This window comes from Streptomyces sp. NPDC002779, assembly GCF_042888685.1.
Lineage (GTDB): Bacteria > Actinomycetota > Actinomycetes > Streptomycetales > Streptomycetaceae > Streptomyces.
This window is the reverse complement of the sequence record NZ_JBIAQC010000003.1, coordinates 234,477-252,916: the sequence shown is the minus strand read 5'-3', so window position 1 is coordinate 252,916 and position 18,440 is coordinate 234,477. Positions and strand designations below refer to the sequence as shown.

General features: G+C 70.9%; 15 protein-coding genes, 1 tRNA gene and 1 pseudogene. 7 read left to right on the top strand and 10 right to left on the bottom strand.

Annotation, left to right across the window (positions count from 1 at the left end; all coding sequences use genetic code 11):
• Nucleotides 1–78: 78 nt before the first annotated feature.
• Complete coding sequence (locus tag ACFYW5_RS10995; RefSeq protein WP_389416635.1) at nt 79–606, bottom strand: peptidylprolyl isomerase; 528 nt, start codon at nt 604–606, stop codon at nt 79–81.
• A 278-nt stretch (nt 607–884) separates the two neighbouring features.
• Here ACFYW5_RS10995 and ACFYW5_RS10990 point away from each other — a divergent pair, with 278 nt between their 5' ends.
• Nucleotides 885–1,583 carry a DUF5324 family protein gene (locus ACFYW5_RS10990; RefSeq protein WP_389416634.1) on the top strand — a complete coding sequence of 233 codons (699 nt, stop codon included), beginning with the start codon at nt 885–887 and terminating at the stop codon, nt 1,581–1,583.
• Between the two features lie 135 nt (nt 1,584–1,718).
• Here ACFYW5_RS10990 and ACFYW5_RS10985 read toward each other — a convergent pair whose 3' ends face one another.
• The 3 genes from ACFYW5_RS10985 to ACFYW5_RS10975 are packed head-to-tail and all read right to left on the bottom strand — an operon-like array spanning nt 1,719 to nt 4,108.
• The gene (locus ACFYW5_RS10985; protein ID WP_389416633.1) at nt 1,719–2,132 is read right to left on the bottom strand and encodes a DUF2000 family protein; all 414 of its coding nucleotides are present in this window, start codon (nt 2,130–2,132) and stop codon (nt 1,719–1,721) included.
• Nucleotides 2,132–2,746, bottom strand: a complete 615-nt coding sequence (locus ACFYW5_RS10980) for a hypothetical protein (RefSeq protein WP_389416632.1) — start codon at nt 2,744–2,746, stop codon at nt 2,132–2,134. Before ACFYW5_RS10980 ends, ACFYW5_RS10985 begins: the two co-directional genes overlap by 1 nt.
• A gap of 39 nt (nt 2,747–2,785) precedes the next feature.
• Nucleotides 2,786–4,108, bottom strand: coding sequence for an ATP-grasp domain-containing protein (locus ACFYW5_RS10975; protein ID WP_389416631.1), 1,323 nt, complete (start codon nt 4,106–4,108; stop codon nt 2,786–2,788).
• 116 nt (nt 4,109–4,224) lie between these two features.
• On the opposite strand from ACFYW5_RS10975, the gene ACFYW5_RS10970 reads away from it, so the two are divergent.
• Nucleotides 4,225–5,451, top strand: a complete 1,227-nt coding sequence (locus ACFYW5_RS10970) for an MDR family MFS transporter (protein WP_389416630.1) — start codon at nt 4,225–4,227, stop codon at nt 5,449–5,451.
• Between the two features lie 96 nt (nt 5,452–5,547).
• Here the strand turns inward: ACFYW5_RS10970 and hisC are convergent, their stop codons facing one another.
• Nucleotides 5,548–6,645, bottom strand: a complete 1,098-nt coding sequence (gene hisC / locus ACFYW5_RS10965; protein WP_389416629.1) for a histidinol-phosphate transaminase — start codon at nt 6,643–6,645, stop codon at nt 5,548–5,550.
• 136 nt (nt 6,646–6,781) lie between these two features.
• Nucleotides 6,782–6,854: transfer RNA gene (locus ACFYW5_RS10960), tRNA-Ala, on the bottom strand.
• A 183-nt stretch (nt 6,855–7,037) separates the two neighbouring features.
• On the opposite strand from ACFYW5_RS10960, the gene ACFYW5_RS10955 reads away from it, so the two are divergent.
• Both ACFYW5_RS10955 and ACFYW5_RS10950 read left to right on the top strand, forming a co-directional pair.
• The gene (locus ACFYW5_RS10955; RefSeq protein ID WP_389416628.1) at nt 7,038–7,589 is read left to right on the top strand and encodes a helix-turn-helix domain-containing protein; all 552 of its coding nucleotides are present in this window, start codon (nt 7,038–7,040) and stop codon (nt 7,587–7,589) included.
• 154 nt (nt 7,590–7,743) lie between these two features.
• Complete coding sequence (locus ACFYW5_RS10950; RefSeq protein WP_389416627.1) at nt 7,744–9,024, top strand: serine/threonine-protein kinase; 1,281 nt, start codon at nt 7,744–7,746, stop codon at nt 9,022–9,024.
• Nucleotides 9,025–9,272: 248 nt separating this feature from the next.
• On the opposite strand, the gene ACFYW5_RS10945 is transcribed toward ACFYW5_RS10950, so the two are convergent.
• Nucleotides 9,273–10,535: a hypothetical protein gene (locus ACFYW5_RS10945; protein ID WP_389416626.1), complete on the bottom strand. Its 1,263-nt coding sequence runs from the start codon at nt 10,533–10,535 to the stop codon at nt 9,273–9,275.
• A 178-nt stretch (nt 10,536–10,713) separates the two neighbouring features.
• On the bottom strand, nt 10,714–10,842 hold the full coding sequence (locus ACFYW5_RS10940) for a DLW-39 family protein (protein ID WP_389416625.1): 129 nt from the start codon (nt 10,840–10,842) through the stop codon (nt 10,714–10,716).
• A gap of 328 nt (nt 10,843–11,170) precedes the next feature.
• On the opposite strand from ACFYW5_RS10940, the gene ACFYW5_RS10935 reads away from it, so the two are divergent.
• Both ACFYW5_RS10935 and ACFYW5_RS10930 read left to right on the top strand, forming a co-directional pair.
• Nucleotides 11,171–11,575 (top strand): DUF6344 domain-containing protein, encoded by a 405-nt coding sequence (locus ACFYW5_RS10935; protein WP_389416624.1) that lies wholly within the window; start codon nt 11,171–11,173, stop codon nt 11,573–11,575.
• A 143-nt stretch (nt 11,576–11,718) separates the two neighbouring features.
• A pseudogene (locus tag ACFYW5_RS10930) lies at nt 11,719–12,462 on the top strand (glycosyltransferase family 2 protein); the annotation flags it as partial.
• Here the strand turns inward: ACFYW5_RS10930 and ACFYW5_RS10925 are convergent.
• Nucleotides 12,459–12,653: a ferredoxin gene (locus ACFYW5_RS10925; RefSeq protein ID WP_389416623.1), complete on the bottom strand. Its 195-nt coding sequence runs from the start codon at nt 12,651–12,653 to the stop codon at nt 12,459–12,461. The pseudogene ACFYW5_RS10930 and the gene ACFYW5_RS10925 overlap by 4 nt on opposite strands.
• A gap of 50 nt (nt 12,654–12,703) precedes the next feature.
• A complete protein-coding gene (locus tag ACFYW5_RS10920; RefSeq protein WP_389416622.1) occupies nt 12,704–13,918 on the bottom strand; it encodes an amidohydrolase family protein in 1,215 nt (404 codons plus the stop codon).
• Nucleotides 13,919–14,342: 424 nt separating this feature from the next.
• Here ACFYW5_RS10920 and ACFYW5_RS10915 point away from each other — a divergent pair, with 424 nt between their 5' ends.
• The gene (locus ACFYW5_RS10915) at nt 14,343–18,266 is read left to right on the top strand and encodes a hypothetical protein (RefSeq protein WP_389416621.1); all 3,924 of its coding nucleotides are present in this window, start codon (nt 14,343–14,345) and stop codon (nt 18,264–18,266) included.
• Nucleotides 18,267–18,440 lie beyond the last annotated feature (174 nt).

The window sequence follows — 18,440 nt, the reverse complement described above, 5'->3', positions numbered from 1 at the left end:
TAAGTCGTCGTCCCGGCGTGCACCCGCCCCGCCCATTTTTACGGATGAGCGGGGCGATTGGTTCCCTTCGGACAGGGCCTAGCGGGTCTCGACGACGACGGACTCGATGACGATGTCGGTGACCGGGCGCGTGGTGCGCGGGTTGATCTGGGTGGTGGCGATGGCGTCCACGACCTTCTGGCTGGCCGGGTCGACGACCTCGCCGAAGATGGTGTGCTTGCGGTTGAGGTGCACGGCCGGGGCGACGGTGATGAAGAACTGCGAGCCGTTGGTGTCCGGGCCGGCGTTGGCCATGGCCACCAGGTACGGCCGGTCGAAGCGCAGATCGGGGTGGAACTCGTCCTCGAACTCGTAGCCGGGGCCGCCGATGCCGGTGCTCAGCGGGTCGCCGCCCTGGATCATGAAGCCGCTGAGCACCCGGTGGAAGATCGTGCCGTCGTAGAGGGGGGTGCTCGACCGCTCCCCGGTGGCGGGATTGGTCCACTCACGCTCGCCCTTGGCGAGTTCGACGAAGTTGCGCACCGTCTTGGGCGCGTGGTTCGGCAGAAGCCGTACGTCGATGTCGCCTTGGCTGGTCTTCAGGGTGGCGTGGAGCTGCTCGGCCACGATGTGCCTTCCTTTGTCTACTGGTGACCCTCCGATCCTTGCAGAAATCCGGTCGAGTGGCCCCGAGCCGGGGGCGGGCAGCGGCGATCCGTGGCATTGTCGACGACAAGCTCCCGTTGCCCGGTATTCATCTGTCTGACCTTGATGCCACTGTGTGAACCTGATGCCTCTGCGTGACCCGGATGCCAGCCCTTCACATGCCCCCACGCTCATTCACAGGCATGATCCCTAAAAGGGTGGAAAGTCGAAATACGTAACGCCACCGAGGAGGAGGAACCGTGACCCGCAAAGACAGCGTGCGCGCCGCAGCCGGCTCGGCGAAGGACAGCGTGCGGCACGCCGCGGAAGTGGTGGCGCCCTACGCCGGCACAGCCAAGGACTCGGCCGTGCAATACGCACAGGAGGCACGCGTACGGCTAGCGCCGAAGGTGTCCCAGGCCGCCGAGCAGGCCCGCGTGCAGTACGACGCCCTGGTCGCCCCGCGACTGGAACAGGCCCTCACCCATGTGCCGCCGAAGGTCGACCACGCCGCCCAGGAAGCCGCGCTCCGCACCCGTATCGCTGCCCGCCAGGCGGCCGAGTACTCCCGGCCGAGGCTGGAACAGGCGGTTGCGGTGGCCGTGCCCATGAAGGACGAGGCCGCGTCGCGCAGTGCGGCCGCGCTGGCCGCGCTGCGCGGACAGGTCTCGCCCCAGGAGATCCACAAGCTGGTCCGCAAGCACGAGCGCCGGGCGCGGGCCGGCCGGCTCGCGAAGGCCCTGCTGGTCGCCGGTGCCCTGACGGGTGCCGCCTTCGCCGCGTGGAAGTGGTGGGACAAGCAGGCCAACCCGGACTGGCTGGTCGAGCCCCCGGCCGCCACCGAGGTCCCGGAGTCGGCCCCCCTCGCCTCCGTGGACGGCAGCGCCCCCTCGGTCCTCGACCCCGAGGTCCAGGAGAAGGAGGCCGAGGAGGCCGCGAACCGCGAGGAACGCCCGTGATCTGACGGCGTTCCGAGCCCAGCGCCCCGTGGGGCGGGAGACCTGTCGGGGGTTTCCCGCCCCACGGTGCTGTTTCACGTGAAACAGCGCCCGGGGGCCGTGGCCGGGGAGGTGATCGATCCGTTCGACGAAGCGTCAGCCGCGGTAGACACTGAAGCGCTTGGTCAGGGTGCGTACCAGCTCATGCTCCCCCACCACGCCGACCGCGCAGACGCCCAGTTCGCCCGGCGCGGCTCGGGCGATCAGGTCCCGGTAGGCGTCGAAGGAGTTGCTGAGCGACTGGCCCTGGGCGGTGAACAGCACGGTGGGCAGTCCCTCGGCCCGGGCGGCCTGGGCAAGAGCGGTCAGATGACTGCTCCGGCCGGAGAGCACCAGGGTGTTGAAACGGATGCCGGCGTGCAGCGCGCCCTCGGCGTCACGCACGTCGTCCGCGTAGATCCGGTCGTCGAGGCGGGCCAGCTGGCCCATGACGATCGCGGAGGCGTTGGCGACCGCTCCCGCGTCCAGCGACTTGTCGACGGCGATGGCGGTGCGGAGGAGATCGGACACTACTGCTGGTTCCTTCGCTCGAACACGACGAAGCTCATCGGCGTACCGGCCGAGAGCACCTCGATGGTCTTGAGACCATAGTGGTCGGCGCAGGTCTGGTTGGTGATGGCGGCCGCTCTACGGGGGTTCTCCAGGGCGCCACGGCAGGCCGCGCTGTTGGACGTGGCCTGGACCGCGTCGTCCGCGCGGCTCGCGACACCGGCTTCGAACAGGACCCTGGTCGCCGGGTGGTAGTGGACGGTGTCGAAGCGGTGGAGGGCTGCATGGTCCTCAGGGGCGGCGAGGACCATGTCGGGCAGCGTGCTGACGAACGCCTCGACCGCGAGCAGTTGCGGGTCGAAGAAGAAGGAGCGGATCTCCGGGTAGGCGCCGGCGACGAGCAGCGCGTCGTGCCGGCCGTCCTTCACCGATGTGGCGGCGAGTTCGAATGACGGATAGCCGAACAGCCGGCCCGCTCGTCCGTGTGCCGCCGCCCACCGCATTCCCACGGTGACGCTGCAGGTCAGACCGGCGGGATCGTCCGCGAGTGTGGCGGCGGAGTGGTAGCGCATGGTCGGGGTGATTTCCGTGGCAAATGCCGCCGCCTGCTGATAACCATCGATCTGTGCAGTCATGGTCAGCTCCCTCTCACATAAGAGAAGAAGCGGGAATAATCACTGCTCGATTTCATAGAAACCCACCCCGTCGAGATATCGAATCGTCCCCATGTCACGGTGGACGATTTCTTCCACTTCATGCATCAGATTGACGATCACGGGATACGTGGTGTCGTCCACGGTCGGCACGATCCGGTCACCCGCCCGCACGAGCTCCCACGCTTCCCGGAAGCTCTCCATCGACTTGATCCGGTCGAGCTCGGGATATCCCGCGAGTGTTCCTGCGACCGGAGAAATGAGCGCCACCCAGGCGAAGTACCGGTCGATCTCGTAGGGCTCGCCCCGGCGGGCGAGGAAGCGCCTGGGCCGGACATAGGCGTCAACGGCCCAGTCCAGCTGGGACTCGCCGGTGGCCAGCTGGGCGTAGTACGGCAGGTCGCCACCGGACAGCCGGGCACCCGCCTCGATGAGACAGGGGCCCTGCGGGGTCATCTTGAGCTCCACATGCGCCGGGCCGTGCCGGATGTCGAGCGCGTCCAGTACGGCGAAGGCGTACTGGACCAGCGCGTCCTGGACCTCGCCCCGGCGCGGCACGATGTAGCACGCGCCGGACAGGTCCGTGATCCCGTTGACGGAGTACCGGGAGCTGCGCCAGATCTCGGCGGCGTGGTGGCGGCCGTCGAGACTCGCCGTATTGACGATGTACTCCGTACCCACCAGGTATTCCTGGGCGAGGACCGCCGTATTGGTCGCGGAGAAGATGTCGTCGGACCCGATGAGCCGGCGGAAGGCCTCGGCCGACTCCTGCGGAGTGTCGCAGAACGAGACGCCGTCCCCGCCCGCGCTGCGCAGCGGCTTGACGACGATCCGGCCGCCGGTCTCCCGGTGCCAGTCCACCAGTTCGGCCTCGGTCTCGGCCCGCAGCTGCCGAGCGGTGAGCAGGCCCGCAGCGCGTACGGCCTCGGTCATCGCGGCCTTGTCCCTGCGGGCCTCGCTGAGTCGGGTGCCGTTGGACGGCAGTCCGAGAGCCTCGCTCAGGACGTCGGCGAAGGCCACTCCGTACTCACCGCCGGCCATGACGGCGACCGGCCGGTACGGGGCGAGCTCCTTCAGGGTCCGGTCGAGATCACCGTCGTGCACGATGTTCGCCGCGTAGTTCTCCAGCGCCGGGCGCGACGACCGGTACACCGCGGGCGGCTCGGGGGAACTCTGGACCCGTACGCACGGAAATCCGGCCCGAATAAACGCCGGCGCTATATGGCGAGCGGTCTGTGGAACACCGTGCGATGCCGTTTCATAGATATCCACGAGAACAACATGTGGCTTCCCTGCCGTACGAGCGTTAGTTTTCACTACTTCCCCCGTGCTCGTTGAAACCATATGCATCCTTCACTGCTCCCACGCGGTCCGTCAACCTCCTATCTCACCATCCGGAATGGAGCTCGCCAGCAGCCGACATCGACAGCCGAGCCACTATCGTGCAAGGATTTCCGCCCATGTGGACCAAGCGAAATCCCGCCACGGTCGGGCGTTTTTCAGCCATAACCCAGGCCAGATTCGGCGGCCTTCCCCGACCTTTCTGGATTCTCTGGTCAGGAACCCTGATCAACCGGCTCGGCACGATGGTCATCCCCTTTCTCTCCTTTTATCTGAGTCGTGAGCGGGGATTGGCCGCCACGGAGGTCGGTGCCGTTCTCGCGGTGCTGGGGATCGGCGGGGTGCTCTCCCAGCCGATCGGTGGAGTGATCGCGGACCGCTGGGGCCGTCGCGTCGCGTTGACCGGCGGCATGCTGGCCACGGGCGCGCTCATGCTGGTCCTCGGCTACGCCGAGAGCACCCCCGTCATCGTCGTGGTGGTGTTCCTCCTCGGCATCGCCCTGGACCTGTTCCGGCCCGCGTCCCAGGCGATCGTCGCCGACCTGTTCCCGCCCGAGGGACGCCCCAGGGCCTTCGGGATGCTGCTCTGGGCGGTGAACCTGGGCTTCGCCCTGTCCATGGCGCTCGGCGGGGTACTGGCCAGGGACGGGTTCCTCACACTGTTCTGGATCGACGCGCTGAGCTGTGCCGTCTTCGGCCTGCTCGTCTGGCGGGGGGTGCCGGAAGGGCCTACCCATCAGACCGGGGTCGGCCAGGGGCGCGCCACCGACGTCCTGCGGGATCACGTGATGGTCATCTTCGTTCTCCTGACCCTTCTGTGCGCCTTCGTCTTCATGCAGGCCCTCACCACTCTGCCCCTGGCCATGGAACGGCAGGGGCTGCCCACGTCCTCGTACGGCCTGGTCATGGCCCTCAACGGGCTGACCATCGTGGTGCTCCAACCGCTGTTGGGGCACCGGCTCGGGCAGTTCGACCGCACCCACGGGCTGGTCCTCGGCATGGTGCTGATGGGCGCCGGCAACGCCGCCACGGCCTGGGTGTCCACCACCCCCGGGTACGCCGCCGCGGTCGCCGTCTGGACGGTCGGCGAGGTCCTGCTGACCTCGATCGGCTCCGCCCTGGTCGCCGACCTGGCACCGGTGCACCTGCGCGGCCGGTACAACGGCCTTTACGGACTGGCCTGGGGGGTCGGGTCGTTCACCGCGCCGCTAGGCGGCACCCGTCTGCTGGAGACGGGAGCCCCCGTGCTCTGGTACACGTGCGCCGCGCTGTGCGGTGTGGCGGCCGCCGGGCAGTGGGCCCTCCGCGGCGCGGTCCGACGCCGGATCGTGGCGACCGAGGGCTGACCGAACGGCGGCCCGGTCGCACTCACCCGGGACACCGCGCTGTCCCGCCTTCCGCGGAGCGGCCCGGTCCAGCCTTCCCGAAGCGGCCGCGCAGGTTCACCTGCCGGTTGTCTCCTTGTGGAAACGCTTCGCCGCGACGAGGACGCGGTCGTTCGCGGTGCGCTCCCCGAGGGTGATCCGCACGCCCTCGCCGTCGAACGAGCGCACCAGGATTCCCTCGTCCTCACAGGCCTGTGTGAAGGCAGCCGTACGCTCGTGGGTGGCGAGCCACACGAAGTTGGCATGCGACGGAGGCACGGCCCATCCCTGCTCGGTCAGTGCCGACGTCACCCGGTCCCGCTCGGCCACGAGCGCGGCCACTCGTTCCCGCATCAGGCCGTCGGCCTGCAGTGAAGCGATGGCCGCGTCCTGCGCGAACCGGGTCACCCCGAACGGCACGGCCGTCCTGCGCAGCGCCACTGCGACGGGTTCGTGCGCCACGGCGAAGCCCACTCGCAGTCCGGCGAGCCCGAACGCCTTGGAGAAGGTGCGCAGGACACAGACATTGGGGCGGTTCCGGTACACCTCGATCCCGTCGGGAAAGTCGTCGTCTCGGACGAACTCGATGTACGCCTCGTCGAGAACCACCAGCACGTCCGAGGGAACCAAGTCGAGGAAGCGTTCCAGCTCCGCTCGGCGCACGATGGTTCCGGTGGGATTGTTGGGGTTGCAGACAAAGACGAGTCTGGTGCGCTCGGTGATCGCGGAAGCCATCGCGGCGAGGTCGTGCGCCGCCCCAGTGGTGTTCGGGACCCGCACGGAGTCCGCCCCCACGATCTGCGTGAGTACCGGATACGCTTCGAACGACCGCCAGGCATAGAGGACTTCGTCCCCCGCACCGACGGTCGCCTGAAGCAGCTGCTGTGTGACGCCCACGGATCCCGTGCCCGTCGCGATGTGGGACTCCGGCACGTCGAGGTACCTGGAGAGCTCACGGACAAGTTCCCCGCAGGCCAGATCGGGATAGCGGTTGACGCTGGCCGTACCGGCGAGCGCCCGTTCCAGCACGCCGGGGAGCGGCGGAAAGGGGTTCTCGTTGGAGGACAGCTTGTACACGGAACCGGCCTGCGCGCCGGAAGACGACACTGAGCGCCCCGGCCGGTAGCCGGGTATCGACTCGAGGACCGGCCTCAGTCTGGGTGCCTGCTCGCCCACTCGCTCTGCCTCCTCAGCTCACGACAACATGAGCGGCTGTGGTCCTTTGAGCCTTTCGGCCCGCCATGCTGAGCACCGTAAATCAGCAGAGCCCCTCTGACCTGCATCTACGCAGGTCAGAGGGGCTTTCGGGCTGTGGAGCCTAGGGGAGTCGAACCCCTGACATCTGCCATGCAAAGACAGCGCTCTACCAACTGAGCTAAGGCCCCTCAACAGGGGACGTCCGGCCGGAACGGTCACGCATCCGGTGGGCGCCGCGCACCAGAGTACCGGGTCGCCCGGGGTATCTCGCAAAAAGATTGGGGGTCCCGGTGGCCGACCACTCTCCGTAAGATGCTCCGCGTGGTTCGCTGGAGCGAACCGCGGTTCTGGGGAAGCGATGGGGAGACGCAATGGACGCCGCACAGCAGGAAGCGACAGCGAGAGCGCGGGAACTGCAGCGGAACTGGTACGGGGAGCCGCTGGGGGCGCTCTTCCGTAAGCTGATAGACGATCTTGGTCTGAACCAGGCTCGTCTGGCGGGGGTACTCGGCCTGTCCGCACCGATGCTGTCGCAGCTGATGAGCGGTCAGCGGGCGAAGATCGGCAATCCGGCCGTGGTGCAGCGAGTGCAGCTGCTCCAGGACCTGGCGGGGCAGGTCGCGGACGGCAGTGTGAGCGCGGCCGAGGCCACCGAGCGCATGGACGAGATCAAGAAGTCTCAGGGGGGCTCGGTGCTCAGCAACAACACGACACAGTCGACGACCCATTCGGGAGCGCCCACGGTCAAGCGGGTGGTCCGCGAGATCCAGTCGCTGCTGCGCTCGGTCGCCGCCGCCGGTGACATCATCGAGGCCGCCGACACCCTCGCCCCGACCCACCCGGAGCTGGCGGAGTTCCTGCGGGTCTACGGGGCGGGCCGCACCTCCGACGCGGTCGCGCACTACCAGTCCCACCAGAGCTGACCCCGCGCCCCGGTCGCCGAAGGGGGTTCGGCGGGCCGGGGGGACGGAGGAGAGATGCGAGGGGGTCGCATCTCAGCGGCGCGAGGGGGAGTCGTATCGCTCGTCGAGGGGGAGGCAAGGGGGGTAAGCGGAGGGGGAGGAGCGGCGCACAGCCATGGGTGAGGTCTTCGCCGGGCGGTACGAACTCGTCGACCCGATCGGACGCGGAGGGGTGGGCGCCGTATGGCGCGCCTGGGATCACCGCCGCCGCCGGTACGTGGCCGCCAAGGTGCTCCAGCAGAGCGACGCGCACTCCCTGCTGCGCTTCGTGCGCGAGCAGGCCCTGAGGATCGATCATCCGCATGTGCTCGCCCCCGCCAGCTGGGCCGCCGACGACGACAAGGTCCTGTTCACCATGGACCTGGTCGCCGGCGGTTCGCTGGTCCATCTGGTCGGCGACTACGGCCCCCTGCCCCCGTTCTTCGTCTGCACCCTGCTCGACCAGCTCCTCGCGGGGCTCGCCGCGGTGCACGCCGAGGATGTGGTGCACCGTGACATCAAGCCCGCCAATGTGCTGCTGGAGGCCACCGGCACGGGCCGGCCGCGGCTGCGGCTGTCCGACTTCGGCATCGCGATGCGGCTGGGCGAGCCACGGCTGACCGAGACCAACCTCGTGGTGGGAACGCCCGGTTACCTCGCGCCGGAGCAACTGCTGGGCGCTGAACCGGACTTCCCGGCCGATCTGTTCGCCGTAGGGCTGGTGGCGCTGTATCTGCTGGAGGGGGCCAAGCCGGATGCCAAGGCGCTGATCGAGTATTTCGCGGCGCATGGCACCCCGGGGGCACCCAAGGGGATTCCCGAGCCGCTGTGGCAGGTCGTGGCGACGCTGTTGCAGCCGGATCCGCAGGCGCGGTTCCGCACGGCGACCGGGGCCCGCAAGGCGCTCGCCTCGGCGGCCGAGCTGCTGCCCGAGCCGAGGCCCGACGACGAGATCATCGAGATCTTCGACCAACTCGGTCCGCTGCCCGAGGGGTTCGCTCCCGAGGGGCCGCTGAAGAGGGCACCCGGTGTGGACGCCACCCCGCCGAAACCCAGGCCCATGTCGGACACCGGCAGCTTCCACCTGCCACCGCCTCAGGCACAGCCCCAGGAACAGCAGCAGCCCCCGCACAGCCCCGCTCATGTCCTGTCCACCCCCCGTCCCCACGTCCCGCAGTACCCCGCGCAGCCGCCCACTCCGGTGCCGCACCGGCGTTCCGACACCGCCTCTACTGCTTCGTACACCGCTCAGGCCCCGGAGGTTCCCCCTCCGACCACAGGCCACCGCACGGCCCGCCGCCGAGCCGCCCGTCAGGCCGCCCGCCGCCCCGGCCCGCCCTTGAAGATCGCGCTCCCCCTGCTGCTGCTCGCCCTGGCCCTCTACGCCACGGGTTTCTGGGCCCTGGCCCGCACCTGACGACGGACACCGACCCCGCAGGCGGCCCCGACCCCGGAGGCAGACCCGACCCGGAGGCAGACCCGACCCGGAGGCGGCCCCGCCCGCGGAGGCGGCTCAGACTCCGGAGGCGACCCCAACCCCGCAGGCGACCCCGACCCCGGAGGCCCCGCCCCAGCACCGGAAGCCCCGCAACACCCAAGCCCGTCTACCCCGCGACCCCGCCCTCGCCCCGGGCGCCCGCCCCCGCTGCCCCCGCCGCCCCCGCCTCACGAAACCCGGCGTCGCCCCGCCGTCGTCCACACCGCCAGCACCGCCACGATCACCGTCCCGCCCCCGATGCCGCTCACCGCGAGGATCGTCATCAAGGCGTCGTCGTCTCCCGCGCTCCCGCCCCCGGAAGGCACCCCGCCCAGCTCCCCCGCGCCCCCGGGCGGCGCGAACACCCCCTGCGGCAGGAACCGGCCGTCATAGGCCGGCCCGCTCCGCGCCGGGCCCTCCACACGCACCCGCAGCGTCAGGGCGAACGGCCCGTCCCCGAACCGCTCGGCCACCTGTGCGCTCAGATGCACCACGAGGTAGTAGGAGCCCCCGAACCGCATTCCCCTGATCCGGTCGCTGTTCCCGTACCGGTTCTCGTACACCGCCGGCGGCAGCGGATCCAGCGAGGCGGAACGCCGGCTGCCGTTGTAGTTGAGGCTCGCGTCGTCCAGCGGCGCCCGCACCGGGTTGTGGACGGACAGCTCCAGCGCCCCCACGACCACCCGGGAGCCCTCCCCCGAAGCGGCCAGCTCGGCGGTGGCGTACAGCCGCTCCCCCCAGTCGACCGGCACCTTGTAGAACACGGTCCGCCCGGGCGGCAGGTCCGAGCGCCACACGCCCTGCCCGAGCGGGACGGCGGAGGCGAACCCCGCGCCCCCGTCCCGTCGTACCGCCTCGTCCGTCAGGGGCGCGGGTGTGCCGGAGTCCCAGGAGCCGGGGGCACTGGTCGGTGCGGCCCGGTCCAGCGGGGGCTCCGAGAAGGTGGCGAGTTCCAGGTCCCAGGCGACGTCGCCGGGGGCCGGCGTACCCACCCGCTCCACGACCACGTAGTAGGGGCCCGCCTCCGCGCACCGCCCGCGGTCCCCGGACCGTTCCCGCATCGCCACGGCCGTGAGCGGACGCGCGCTGCTGCCGCCGCCGAAGGTCTCCGTCTCGAAGGAGCAGGAGCCGCCGTCGGCGTCCTGCACCGACACCCGGATCCCGTCGGAGGCGGAGACGGCCGCGTCGGCCGGCGGGACCGCGGTGGCGGAGACGTACGCGGTGGAGGTGCCGTCCAGGTCGAGGCGGTAGTAGACGTCGGTGCTCACCGGCAGCGAGCTGCGGTACGCCCGTCCGGGTTCCAGCCGGGCGGCGTCCGCCGTGCTGCCGACGCCGGGGACGGTGGTGGCGTCGGGGGAGAAGCCATAAGGGGTCGGCGCGGGGGCCGCAACCGCGGAGGGCAGCAGGGCACCGGTCCCGGTCGCGCACAGCACCGCCGTCACCACGGCCACGCGGCACACCGCACGCCACCACGCCGTAGGCCGCCCCATCACGCGCCACCCCTTGTCGTCGCCGGACCGGGAACGTGCCCCATCCTGCCCACCCGGGCCGCGAGCCATCCGCGGAAAACACAAAACCCCGACCGCAACCACGGCCGGGGTCTGTTCTCAGCTCAGCTTGTCGGAATTCTCACGAACCCGCGGGCACGGAGTCGGTCGCCTCCGTCCACAGGTCCTGCTCGGCGCGATCCGCCTGGATCTGGCGGTACACAAGGAGCCCGCCGATGGCGGCCAGTGTGACCAGGAGAAGCTTCTTCACCGCGCGACCTCGTCCTTCGTTGACGTAGGGGACCTCTGGCGCCCGACTATACACACCGACCGATATCGATCGGTGACCTGTGCGAGCCCGCCAACTCACCGCGCCTGGACCGCAGTAGCAGCGGCGGTCGGCACTCCGATCCGAGGGTGATCGCCCCCTCACGCACGGTGATTTTAGGCTCCCTTCTCCGCATTTCCGGCCACTTGCACCCATCCGAGTGGTGTTCATCTGAACATCGACGCGCCACGGGCGTAGGTCCACCACTTCGCGGCCCCCATACACATCATGAGGAAAGTACGCAAATCGCCCAACCTGAAAGTGAGGGGCCATGGCCCGGAACAAGGTCATGAAGCTGTGGACCGCCATCGTCACCGCCTTCCTCGCGCTGTGCACGGCGCTCGGACTCGTCACCACGACCGCCGCCGCGGCCGTACCCCCCATCGAGTCGGCCCGCACCAGCGGCAGCGACAGCACCGCGCAGGCCCCGGTGCCGGCGATGTCCCTCTGGACCTGGTCCTACGCCAGGTCACTGCCCCCCACGATGAAGCAGCGCATCCGCGCCGAGGCGCACGGTAAGACACCGAGCTGCCGCCACCACGGGCCCGCGGACACGGAAGCGGATCCGGCCGCGCTCGACTGCGACTCCACCGATGCCGAGGCGGAGACCGAGGCGGAGGCCGAGGCGCCCGCCGGAGCGACCACCGGCACCAGGGACATCCCCCTCCAGCGCTGACCGCGCACCGCCCGCGCACCTGATCCTTCTCCCCCATCCGTCCTGGCGAACTTGCGTACAGCTCCGCCCTGTTCCGAGGCCCGGCCACGCGAAGACGCGGCCGGGCCTCGTCGTAGCCTGGCCCCATGTCTCGCACACCCGCGGTGCGCCGGCGGGTCGTCATCGTCACCGCTGTGCACGGCCCCTCCGCCCGCTTCCTGCCGGAGGCGTACGCCTCGTTATGCGCGCAGGAGCTGCCCGACGGCTGGGATTGGCACTGGCTCGTGCAGGAGGACGGGACGAGCGACACCGTCGCCCCCCATGTCCCCGACGACCCCCGTGTCACCTTCCGCCAGGGCCGGTCCGGCGGCCCCGGAGTGGCCCGTACCATCGCGCTCGCGCACGCCGACGGCCCCTATGTGAAGGTGCTGGACGCCGACGACCGGCTCACCCCGGGAGCGCTCGCCCGCGATCTCGCGGTCCTGGAGCGCGACGCGGGGATCGGGTGGGTGACCTCACGGGTGCTGGATCTGCTGCCCGACGGTTCCACCGCCGCCTTCCCCCACGACCCCGACGACGGTCCGGTCGAGCGTGGCGCGGTGCTGGACTTCTGGCGGGCCAACGACTTCCGCGCCCAGGTCCACCCGGCCTCCCTCTGCGTACGCCGCGAACTGTTGCTCGCCCTCGGCGGCTGGATGGCGCTGCCCGCGTCCGAGGACACCGGGCTGCTGCTCGCCCTGAACGCCGTGAGCCGCGGCTGGTTCTCGGCCGAGACCGGGCTGCTGTACCGGAAGTGGGAGGGGCAGGCCACGGGCCAGGCATCGCACGTCGATCCGGCGGAGCGGGCGGCGCGGATGGCGGTGGCGGAGGCACGCGCGCGTGCGCTCGCCGCCAGCCGGTGGAGCTACGACTCGCCGATCACGATCGCCTGGGACGGGCACAGTTCCGCCGCCTCCCGCACCTCCGGCTCGCCCCCGCTGTCCTCACGCCCGGCCCTGACGGCCCCGAAGCCGTCCCGCACGGTGAAGACGGACGGCACGCGGTAGACGCACTCGCCGGATCCGTAACACAACTCGGGGTCCACGGAGACCTTCGTCATCTGCACTCCCGTCTCTCCCCGGGTGACTGCCCCCGCCGGAGGGCCGTCAATCAGCGGTCGAAGGGCAGATCGAGCATCCGGATGGCGTTGCCGCGCAGCAGCTTGTACGTCACCTCGTCCGACAGGCCCGCCATGTGCTCGGCCGCGACCTGCTTGGTGTGCGGCCAGGTCGAGTCGACGTGCGGATAGTCCGTCTCGAAGGTGGCGTTGTCCACCCCGACCGTCTCGATGGCCTCGATGCCGTGCCGGTCCCGGAAGAAGCAGCAGAAGATCTGCCGGTAGTAGTACGTCGACGGGGGCTCCGGGATCAGGTCCTTCACCCCGCCCCAGGCCCGGTGCTCCTCCCAGACGTCGTCCGCGCGCTCCAGGGCGTACGGGATCCAGCCCATCTGCCCCTCGCTGTAGGCGAGTTTCAGCCGCGGGAACTTCACCAGGACCCCGGAGAAGAGGAAGTCCATCATCGAGGCCATGGCGTTGTTGAAGCTCAGCGAGGCCTGCACGGCGGGCGGCGCGTCCGGGGAGGCGGCCGGCATCTGGGAGGAGGACCCGATGTGCATGTTCACCACCGTGCCGGTCTCCTCGCAGGCCGCGAAGAAGGGGTCCCAGTAACCGGAGTGGATCGAGGGCAGTCCGAGATAGGTGGGAATCTCGCTGAAGGTCACCGCCCGGACCCCGCGAGCGGCGTTGCGGTGGATCTCCGCGACCGCCAGGTCGATGTCCCACAGCGGGATCAGGCAGAGCGGGATGAGCCGGCCGCCGCTGTCGCCGCACCACTCCTCGACCATCCAGTCGTTGTAGGCGCGCACACAGGCGAGTCCGACCTCCTTGTCCTTGGCCTCCGCGAAGGTCTGGCCGCAGAAGCGGGGGAAGGTGGGGAAGCAGAGCGAGGCCTCGACATGGTTCATCTCCATGTCCGCCACACGGGCCTTGGGATCCCAGCAGCCCCGCCGCATCTGCTCGCGGGTGATCCCGTCAAGCGTCATCTCGTCCCGGGAGAACCCGACGGCCGCGATGATCCGCTTGTACGGGAAGAACTCGCCCTCGTACTCCCACCAGTCGGTGATCTGGCCGTCCGGGTCGGTGGTGAACCGGTACTTTCCGCCCACGTACTCCAGCTCACCGATGCCGGCGGTGAAGGGTTTGGGGCCTTTGTCCCGGTACTTGGCCGGAAGCCAGGTCTCGAAGAGGTGCGCGGGCTCGATCACGTGATCGTCCACGCTGATGACCTTGGGCAGTTCCCTGGTGCCGTTCACGACCTCGACCACGCCGGCTCCCTCCCGCCTCACATCTGACGGTGCGTCAGAAATGAAGGTAAGCCCACGGGGTGAAAGCGGCAAGCATCAGGGGCAGGCGAGGGGAGCGGATGCCGCGTCGTTCGGCACCGGTCCCTCCCCTCGCGGGGACCGGTGCCAAACGACGCGCTGGTGTCGGTCCCCGCCGGAGCGGGACCGAGGACTCGGGAGGTCTCGGGGTGCGCGGACGGGAAATCGTTCTTCCGTCACTGCGGCAAAGGCGGCGGAGGCCGGCAGCCTCTCCGGACGACGCGCGGTTGACTGGCTACGCGGTGTGATCCTGCCAGTTGGGACCCTTCCCGAGGAGGTTCCGGTTTTCCGCTCAGGGCTTTGGCCCAGGTCAGCCGTATAAAGTGAGTTTTCCGGTCCGGACGTCCAGGTGCGGGGAAAGTAAGGGGTGGAGGCCTTGAGTTCCGACTCAGGGGCACGCACAGCCTTCGCGGAACGCCTTGCGCTGCTGTACCGGGAGGCCGGGAACCCGCCCCTCAAGCGGGTGTCCGAGGCGGTCGTCCAGCTCCAGCGGGTGGATGAACGAGGGCGTCCGGTACGGGTTTCCGCGCAGCGCATCAGCGACTGGCGGCGCGCGAAGAACGTACCGGCACAGTTCGCCGCCCTGGCCGCCGTACTCCAGGTGCTGATCCCGCAGGCGCGGCGGGCCCGTCCGGCGCCGGTCTCCCCCGGGCTGTACGACCTGCCGCAGTGGCAGGTGCTGTGGGAGCGGGCGGTGGCCGACCCCGTCTCCGAGGAAGCGGCCGAGGAGCCGCCCCCCGCGGTGAGCGTCTGCCCCTACCGGGGCCTTGCCTCCTACCGCCAGGAGGATGCCCGGTGGTTCTTCGGCCGGGAGCGCAGTACCGCGGCCCTGGTCGAGCAGCTCCGGGCAGCGGAGCGCGGCGGCGGGCTGCTGATGCTGGTCGGCGCCTCGGGCGCGGGGAAGTCCTCGTTGCTCAACGCCGGTCTGGTGCCCGCCGTACAGGACGAACGGGACGTGCTGCAGCTCGTCCCCGGCGCCGATCCCCTGGCCGAGCTGACCCGGCGGATCCCCGAACTGGCCGCGGTGGGCGGGCGGGAGAGCCCGGGGTTCGGGGACGCGGTGCGGGACGCCGTCGCGGCGTGGGCCGGGCGGACGCCCGGGGCCCGGCCGGTCGTCATCGTCGACCAGTTCGAGGAGGCGTTCACCCTCTGCGCCGACGAGACCGACCGCCGCACCTTCATCCAGTTACTGCACGCCGTCGCCTCACCCGCCGCCGACGGCGCCCCGGCCCCCGCACTCGTCGTCCTCGGCATACGCGCCGACTTCTACGAGCAGTGCCTCGGCTACCCCGAACTCGCCGACGCCCTCCAGCACCGGCACATGGTGCTCGGCCCGCTGACCAGCGCCGAGCTGCGCGATGCGGTGACCGGACCGGCCAAGGCCGTCGGCCTGGAACTCGAACCCGGCCTCGCCGAACTGATCGTCCGCGAGGTCAGCGCGGACGGCCCGCGCGGCGCCCATGACGCCGGGGTGCTCCCGCTGCTCTCGCACGCCCTGCTGGCCACCTGGCAGCGCCGCAAGTCCGGGCGGCTGACCCTGGCCGGCTATCGCGCCGCCGGCGGAATCCAGGGCGCCGTCGCGGCGACCGCCGAGCGGGCCTGGTCCGGCCTCGACCCGGCGGCCCGTACGGCGGCCCGGCTGCTGCTGCTGCGGCTGGTCCGGCTCGGCGAGGACACCCAGGCCACCCGCAGGCGCGGCACCCGGCGGCAGCTGGCGGCGGAGTCGGCCGACCCCGACAAGACGGAGGAGTCGCTCGAAGCACTGGTCCAGGCCCGGCTGGTGACCCTCGACGCGGAGACCGTGGAGATCACCCACGAGGCGCTGCTGCACGCCTGGCCGAGGCTGCGCGAGTGGATCGACGAGGACCGCGGCGGCAACCTCCTGCGCCAGCGCCTGGAGGAGGACGGCCGCTCCTGGGAGGACTCCCACCGCGACTCCTCCCTGCTCTACCGGGGCTCCCGGCTGGAGCAGGCGCACAGCTGGGCGAGGTCGGCGGGGGACACCTTCCTGACCCGCAGCGCGGTGGAGTTCCTGGCGGCCTCGGTACGGCTGCGCCGGCGCACCCTGTGGGTCCGGCGCGGTGCGGTGGCGACGCTGGTGGTGCTGGCGCTGGTGGCCGTGGGCTCCGCGGTGGTGGCGTGGCAGCAGCGCAACGACGCCGTGTTCGAGCAGGTGGTGGCCGAGGCGGACCGCGTGCAGTACACCGACCCGTCGCTGTCGGCCCAGCTCGACGTGGTGGCGCACCGGCTGCGCCCGGACGACGAGGGCACCAACAACCGGCTGGTGTCCATCGTGAACGCCCCGCTGGCCACCCCGCTCCTCGGCCACACCGGCGCCGTCTACCTCACCTCCTTCAGCCCCGACGGCAAGCTCCTGGCCACCGCCAGCTACGACCGCACGGTCCGGCTCTGGGACGTCGGCGACCCGCGGCGCCCCAAACCCCTGGGCAAGCCGCTCGTCGGCCACACCAGCTGGGTGAGCAGCGCGGTCTTCAGCCCGGACGGCCGCACCCTCGCCAGCGCGGCGGACGACGGCACGATCCGGCTGTGGGACGTACGGGATCCCCGCCGCCCCAAGCCGCTGCGCACCCCCCTGACCGGCCACCGGGGCACGATCTACCTGCTCGCGTTCAGCCCCGACGGCCGCACCCTGGCCTCCGCCGGCGAGGACCGCACGGTCCGCCTGTGGGACGTGGCGGGCCCGGACCGCCCGAAGACCGTCAGCACCCTCACCGGCGCCCGCGCCGCCGTGCGCTCGGTGGCGTTCAGCCCGGACGGCGACACCCTCGCCGCGGGCGGCGACGACGACACGATCCGGCTGTGGAACACCGCCGACCCGCGCCGCCCGAAGCCGTACGGCACCCCGCTGACCGGTCACACGGACCTGGTGCACTCCGTCGCGTTCAGCCCCGACGGCCAGACCCTGGCCAGCGGCGCCGCCGACGACGCCGTACGCCTGTGGGACGTGACGGACCCCGGCCGCGCCACCGCGCTGGGCCCGCCCCTGACCGGCCACACCGGGCCCATCTGGTCGGTGGCCTTCAGCCCCGACGGCTCCACGCTCGCCGCGGCCAGCGCGGACAGCACCGCCACCCTGTGGAACGTCAGCGATCCGGCCTACCCCGCCCAGGTCGGCGAGCCGCTCGCGGGCAGCAGCGGGGAGATGTACGCGCTGGGCTTCAGCCCGGACGGCAGGACCCTGGCCACCGGAAGCGGCGACAGCAAGGTGCGGCTGTGGTCGATCCCGGCCTCCGACATGTTCGGCCGCAGCGGCGCCTTCCGCCCCGACGGACGGGTCCTCGCCACGGCCGCCCGCGACGGCAGCGTCCGGCTGTGGAACGTACGGAACCCGGACCGCCCGGCGACCCTGAACAAGCCGTTCATGCCCGACGACGGCGGCCAGCGCTCCCTGCTGTTCTCACCCGACGGCCGCACCCTCGCGGTGCTGACGGGCGCCCGCGCGGTCTTCCTGTGGGACGTCTCCGACCCCACCCGCCCGGTCTCCCACGGCCCGCCCCTGACCCTGCGCACCCGCTTCATGGGCCCCGACGCCCTGGCGTTCAGCCCCGACGGCCGCACCCTCGCCACGGCCTACGACGACCGCACCCTGCGGCTGTGGAACATCTCCGACCCGCGCCGGCCGACGCCCTACGGCTCCCCGCTCACCGGCCACCGCGGTTACGTCAACACCCTCGCCTTCTCCGCCGACGGCCGCACCCTCGCCAGCGGCAGCGCGGACGGCACGATCCGGCTGTGGAACACCGCCGACCCCCGGCACACCACCCCGGTCGGCTCCCCGCTCACCGCCCACGAGGGCCCCGTCAACGTCCTCGCCCACAGCCCCGACGGCCGCACCCTCGCCAGCGGCAGCGACGACGACACGGTCCGCCTGTGGGACGTCACCGACCCGGCCGGGACGCGCGAGCCCGCGGCCACGCTGACCGGTCACACGGAGGCGGTCGTCTCCCTGACGTTCAGCCAGGACGGCCGCACCCTCGCCAGCGGCGGCAACGACAACACGGTCCGCCTGTGGAAGGCCGCCACCCCCTCCGAGGCGGCCCCCATCGGCGAGTCGATGAGCCCCAACGCCAAGACCGGCAACTTCCTGTCCTTCAGCCCCCGCAGCAACATGCTCGGCGTCTCCAGCGGCACCGACACGGTCCGCCTGTGGAACCTCGACGTCGACCGGGCGGTGAACCGCATCTGCGCCACCACCCGCGGCGTCCTGACGGAGGAGAAATGGGACGAATACCTCCCCCGGCTCTCCTACGACCCCCCGTGCGACCCGTGACGACCACGTGATCCCGCTCACAACCCCCACCCGGTCCCGAACGGCCGCCTCCCGCCGCTCCACCAGCCTTGTTACTGTGGTTCACAGCCCGATCGCTGGTGCATCCCCCGTCGCCAGCGATCGGGTCTTTTCACGCCACGTCAGCGCCCCTTGCACAGAAGAAAACCCCCGGTC

Bases quoted from the DNA above. Each gene is read 5' to 3' on its own strand.
- ACFYW5_RS10980 (WP_389416632.1), bottom strand. From the start codon at position 2,746: ATGACTGCACAGATCGATGGTTATCAGCAGGCGGCGGCATTTGCCACG.
- ACFYW5_RS10975 (WP_389416631.1), bottom strand. From the start codon at position 4,108: ATGGTTTCAACGAGCACGGGGGAAGTAGTGAAAACTAACGCTCGTACG.
- ACFYW5_RS10970 (WP_389416630.1), top strand. From the start codon at position 4,225: ATGTGGACCAAGCGAAATCCCGCCACGGTCGGGCGTTTTTCAGCCATA.
- ACFYW5_RS10955 (WP_389416628.1), top strand. From the start codon at position 7,038: ATGGACGCCGCACAGCAGGAAGCGACAGCGAGAGCGCGGGAACTGCAG.
- ACFYW5_RS10950 (WP_389416627.1), top strand. From the start codon at position 7,744: ATGGGTGAGGTCTTCGCCGGGCGGTACGAACTCGTCGACCCGATCGGA.
- ACFYW5_RS10935 (WP_389416624.1), top strand. From the start codon at position 11,171: ATGGCCCGGAACAAGGTCATGAAGCTGTGGACCGCCATCGTCACCGCC.
- ACFYW5_RS10925 (WP_389416623.1), bottom strand. From the start codon at position 12,653: ATGACGAAGGTCTCCGTGGACCCCGAGTTGTGTTACGGATCCGGCGAG.